General features: G+C 72.2%; 6 protein-coding genes. All 6 read right to left on the reverse strand.

Annotation, left to right across the window (positions count from 1 at the left end; genetic code table 11):
* Positions 1–65: 65 nt before the first annotated feature.
* Positions 66–515 (reverse strand): hemerythrin domain-containing protein, encoded by a 450-nt coding sequence (locus HMPREF3099_RS00395; protein WP_070703239.1) that lies wholly within the window; start codon positions 513–515, stop codon positions 66–68.
* A gap of 115 nt (positions 516–630) precedes the next feature.
* A complete protein-coding gene (gene gdhA / locus HMPREF3099_RS00400) occupies positions 631–1980 on the reverse strand; it encodes an NADP-specific glutamate dehydrogenase (RefSeq protein ID WP_070703240.1) in 1350 nt (449 codons plus the stop codon).
* 235 nt (positions 1981–2215) lie between these two features.
* Positions 2216–2413 (reverse strand): hypothetical protein, encoded by a 198-nt coding sequence (locus HMPREF3099_RS00405; protein ID WP_070703241.1) that lies wholly within the window; start codon positions 2411–2413, stop codon positions 2216–2218.
* Between the two features lie 30 nt (positions 2414–2443).
* Positions 2444–2992: a hypothetical protein gene (locus tag HMPREF3099_RS00410; RefSeq protein WP_141495010.1), complete on the reverse strand. Its 549-nt coding sequence runs from the start codon at positions 2990–2992 to the stop codon at positions 2444–2446.
* A gap of 162 nt (positions 2993–3154) precedes the next feature.
* Positions 3155–4555, reverse strand: coding sequence for an MFS transporter (locus HMPREF3099_RS00415; RefSeq protein WP_070703243.1), 1401 nt, complete (start codon positions 4553–4555; stop codon positions 3155–3157).
* Positions 4556–4606: 51 nt separating this feature from the next.
* Positions 4607–4914: hypothetical protein (locus HMPREF3099_RS12610; protein ID WP_202816655.1), on the reverse strand; the 308-nt coding region annotated here is incomplete at its 5' end.

The raw sequence follows: 4914 nt of genomic DNA on the forward strand, positions 1-4914 counted from the left end.
GGCGCCGGGGGCGGCGGCGTCGACGCGTCGGTCGGCGGGGCGTCCGGGCCCGGTGCTCGACGCCATCAGCCGAGGGCGGTCGGGGCCGGCGGGGTGAGCTCGTCGACCTCGTCCCACTCCGGGCCGCCCAGGGCGATCGCGGCGGCGGGGAAGAGCCCGTTGTTCTCGCGGTCCATGTGGTTGCGCAGCTGGCGGACGAAGGCGTCGACACCCGCCAGGTCCCCCGTGCGGATGCGCGCCAGCTGGGCGTCCAGCGCGTCGTGCTCGGCGCACAGGTCGTCCACGTGGTCGGCGATGTGCTCCTCGCGCCGCAGCATCGTGAACAGGCCCAGCTCCTCGGCGTGGGTGTGGGGCTCGAGCAGCTCCGCGATGCGCTCGGCGGCCTCCTGCGCGGCGGGCAGGTCGCCGGCGTCGGCCGCGCGGTGCAGCGGGCCGGTGAGGTCGGTCAGCCGGTCGTGCTCGGCCATGAACCGGCCGATGACGTGGATGGACTCACACCCGCAGTAGGTGCACATGCTGACCCCTCGCCGCGCCCGTGGGCGCTCCTCGTGGACGACGATGCGGCATCGGCCCGGCCGACGACCGTGGGCGACGCGGTGAAACGACGCCCTGTCGTAGAGGGTACGCCCGTCAGATGACGCCCTGGGCCCGCATGGCCTCGGCCACGCGCACGAACCCGCCGATGTTGGCCCCGGCCACCAGGTCGCCCGGCACGCCGTACTCCTCGGCGGTCTCCACGCAGGTGGCGTGGATGGAGGCCATGATCTGGCGCAGGCGCTCGTCGGTGTGGGTGAACGACCACGAGTCCCGGGTGGCGTTCTGCTGCATCTCCAGGGCGCTCACGGCCACGCCGCCGGCGTTGGAGGCCTTGCCCGGCGCGAAGGTGACGCCGCCGGTGGCAAGCACCTCCACCGCATCGGGGGTGGTGGGCATGTTGGCGCCCTCCACCACGGCCAGGCACCCGTTGCGCACCAGGGCGGTGGCGCCGTCGGCGTCGAGCTCGTTCTGGGTGGCGCACGGCAGGGCCAGGTCGCAGGGCACGTCCCAGATGGATCCGTCGGCCACGTGCTGGCCGCCCTTCTCCTGCGCGTAGGTGGCCATCCGCTCGCGCCGGTGCTCCTTGAGCTCGATGAGGTGGGGCACGTCCAGGCCCGCGTCGTCGGCGACGTACCCGCCGGAGTCGCTCATGGCCACCACGGTTCCGCCCAGCTCCACCACCTTCTGCGCGGCGTAGAGCGCCACGTTGCCCGACCCGGAGACCACCACGCGCAGGCCCTCCAGGTCGCGGCCGGAACCGGCCAGCAGCTGCTCGGCGAAGTAGACGGTGCCGTAGCCGGTGGCCTCGGTGCGGGCGCGGGCGCCGCCCCACTCCAGCCCCTTGCCGGTGAGCACGCCGGCCTCGAACCGGTTGGTGATGCGCTTGTACTGGCCGAACAGGAAGCCGATCTCGCGCGCCCCCACGCCGATGTCGCCGGCGGGCACGTCGGTGTACTCGCCCAGGTGGCGGTGCAGCTCGGTCATGAACGACTGGCAGAAGCGCATCACCTCGCCGTCCGAGCGGCCCTTGGGGTCGAAGTCCGAGCCGCCCTTGCCGGCCCCGATGGGCATGCCGGTGAGCGCGTTCTTGAACACCTGCTCGAAGCCCAGGAACTTCACCGTCCCCAGCAGCACCGAGGGGTGGAAGCGCAGACCGCCCTTGTACGGGCCCAGGGCGGAGTTGAACTCCACCCGGAACCCGCGGTTGACCTGCACCACGCCGGAGTCGTCCACCCACGGCACGCGGAAGACCAGCTGGCGCTCGGGCTCGCAGAGGCGCTCGATGATGCTCGCCTCGGCGAGCTCGGGGCGCCGCTCGAGCACCAGGCCCAGGGTGGCCAGCACCTCGTCGGCGGCCTGGTGGAACTCGACCTCCCCGGGGTTGCGACGCAGGATGGTCTCGCGGACCTCGGCCAGGCGCGGGTGCAGGGCGTGCTGGGACATCGGGCCTCCTCGGGGCGTGGTCGTGCGCACAGCGTAGTGAGGGGGGTGGTCACGCCCCGCGCGGCGCGTACATGATGACGGCGACCCCGGCCAGGCACAGGGCGGCACCACGGTGTCCGAGCCCTCCACGAAGGCCCGGCGTCACCGGAGCGGACGCCGGGCCTCACGGACCTCCCTCGTGGTCTGCCCACGCCACAAGTGTGTGGGCCGGGGTGTGCGCGGACGTTCGAGGCGCCTACCGGCGCAGGAGGCGCGCCAGGACGAGGAGAGCCCCGGCGACGGCGAGGGTGGCGCCGAGGAAGACGGACTGTCGGAGGCCGAAACCGCCGACGGTGACGTCCGTCCCGATGAGGCTCACGCCCAGGAGGAGCAGGGCGAGACTCGAGAGGTAGTAACGGATGTCGTCATAGGTCGAGGAGCCACGGTCTGGCAACGGAAATTTCCTTCCTGAATTGAGGCTGAATCAATCAAAACACACGGAGAGTGCCCCGACACCCGTCAGCGCCAGAGCCACGTCCTTGATGTCGTCCTCCATGTCGCGCCCCTTCGACGAACGCCAGCGGAGGAATGAGGAGGCCACCTTCCGGGCACCGTACTTCTTCACGAGTCGAGAGAGGTTGTAGGCGATACGAGCGACCTTGACGGACGGGAAGACGGTCTGCGCAGTGAACCATGCGATGGCGGCGGTGCACTTGGTGATCTTCCAGAAGTCCGCCCCCACAGCCTGTAGGTCTCGGCGCTCAGTCTCCACGTCCTTGGCAGCCCTGCGTGCCTCCTCCATGTCCTCCTGGGACAAGGCGTAACCGGCCTCATGTCCGGCGGCGTCCAAGATTTCGTAGATGGGAGCCCCGTCTTCCCGGGCCACGATCCGTCCGCGGCGCCAGCCGGCTGGCAGGTCGGTGTCCGTAGCTCGAGCGAAGGTGGTGGAGGTTGCGGCGATCGTCGAACCAGCGAGGAGCGCAGCGGCACCCGTCAGCAGGAGGCGGCGATTGACGGAAGCATGAGCAGACATGTCTTTCCCCTTCTCCGTGTGTGTCTTGATCTGCAGGTGGCGGCATGGGGGCATCGAACTCGAGCCCTCGCCTTGCCGCCGGCCGGGAGGTTTTAACGAAGTGGGGGGGGGTAGCGCAAATTCGGCTCTGGGGGGCGGCAAGAGGGGTCGTTTGGACCCGCCTCAGAGGACGGCCGGCTGCGGGTTGCCGGCGTCGGCGATGCCGCGGCGCAGGTCCACCCGCGCCAGCAGCAGGCCACCGAGCACGAAGAACACCAGCAGCGCCAGGATGGCCGGCCGGTAGGAGCCGGTGAGCTGGAAGACCAGCCCGAAGGTGAGCGTGCCGAACCACGACGTGCCCCGCTCGCCCGCCTGGTAGAAGGCGAAGAACTCCGACTCCCGGCCCGCCGGCACCAGGTGGCTGTAGAGCGAGCGCGCCAGCGCCTGGGTGCCGCCCAGCACCAGCCCGATGAGGACGGCGCACCCCAGCCAGGTGAGGAAGGCCCCGCGGGGCACGAAGTACGCGCAGGCCACGACCACCACCCACAGGGCGATGCCCGCCAGCACCACCCGGTGGGCACCGAGGCGGGCCGCCATCGCCCCGAACAGCAGCGCGCCGCCCACGGCCACGAACTGCACGAGCAGGATGGTGGTCATGAGCTGGCCGGTGTCGAAGCCGAGCGCCACCGACCCGTACAGGCTGGCCGAGGAGATGACGGTCTGGATGCCGTCGTTGAACAGCAGGTAGGCCGCCAGGAAGGTGAGCGTCTGGGGGTAGCGGCGCAGCTCGCCGAGGGTGGAGCGCAGCTGCCGCAGCGACCCGGTCACGGGGCCGGCGCCCCGGGCCACCGGAACGGCCGTGGTGCCGCGCAGGCGCCGCAGGCCGATGACGGGCACGAGGGTGAACACCCCCCACCACAGGCCCGCGGAGAACAGCGACAGCCGCACCGCCCACTCCATCGAGAGGCCCAGGGCGTCGTGGGCCTGGATGACCACGAGGTTGGCCAGGAGCAGCAGCCCGCCGCCGGCGTAGCCCAGGGCCCAGGCGCGCGAGGAGACCCGGTCTCGCTCGTCCGGGGCGGCGATGCGCACCAGCAGCGCGTCGTAGACCACCGTGGAGGCGCCCAGGGCGATGTTGCCCACGAGCACCAGGAGCACGCCCAGCTGCCAGGACGTGCCGGAGAGGAACACCATGGCCATGGCGGCCAGCGACCCGATGCCCGCGAGCAGCCCCAGCAGGCGTGCCGGACGGGGGTGGCGGTCGGCCACGGCGCCGACGGCCATGACCACCACCACCGAGAGGAGGGTGGCCAGGGTGACCGTGTACGCCGCGAGGGAACCGGCCGCGACGGGGACGCCGAGCACGTCGAGCCTCCCGGTGCAGGCCTGGCCGCTGGGCAGGTCCGGGCAGGCGTCCGCGCTGGCCAGCTGCGTGAGGTAGGGGCCGATGAGCACGGTGCCGGTCGTCGTGGTGTACGCCGAGTTGGCCCAGTCGTACCAGCCCCAGGCGCGCTGGTGGGAACGGGTCCGCTCACGGGTGGGGTCGGCCGTGGCCGCGGCGACATCGGAGGGGGAGGTGGTCACCGCGGCAGCATCGCACGGCCGTGGGGTGCCCGGTGCCGCAGCGCCCGGCGGTCAGAACAGGCTGTCCTGGTGGGCCACGGCGGGGGAGTCCACCGGGCCCGGCACGAGCTTGCGGCCCACCAGCCGGGTGAGGTCCGCGAGGTAGCCGCCTGTCTCGTCGTTGACCCGCACCAGGGCCGTGGCACCCACCAGGGCCTCGACGGTCAGGCGGTGGGCGCCGGTGGTGAGGTCGTGTGGCAGCGGGGCGTGTCCCGCGAAGGGCGCACCGGCTGCCCGGTCCTCGCCGAGCACCGGGCCGTGCAGCGCGGGCGGCACCCACGGCTCGGGGGCGGGGTCGAGGCCGCGGGAGGCGAGCAGGT

Origin of the sequence: Kytococcus sp. HMSC28H12, assembly GCF_001816045.1 — a bacterium.
Classification (GTDB): Bacteria; Actinomycetota; Actinomycetes; order Actinomycetales; family Dermatophilaceae; genus Kytococcus; species Kytococcus schroeteri.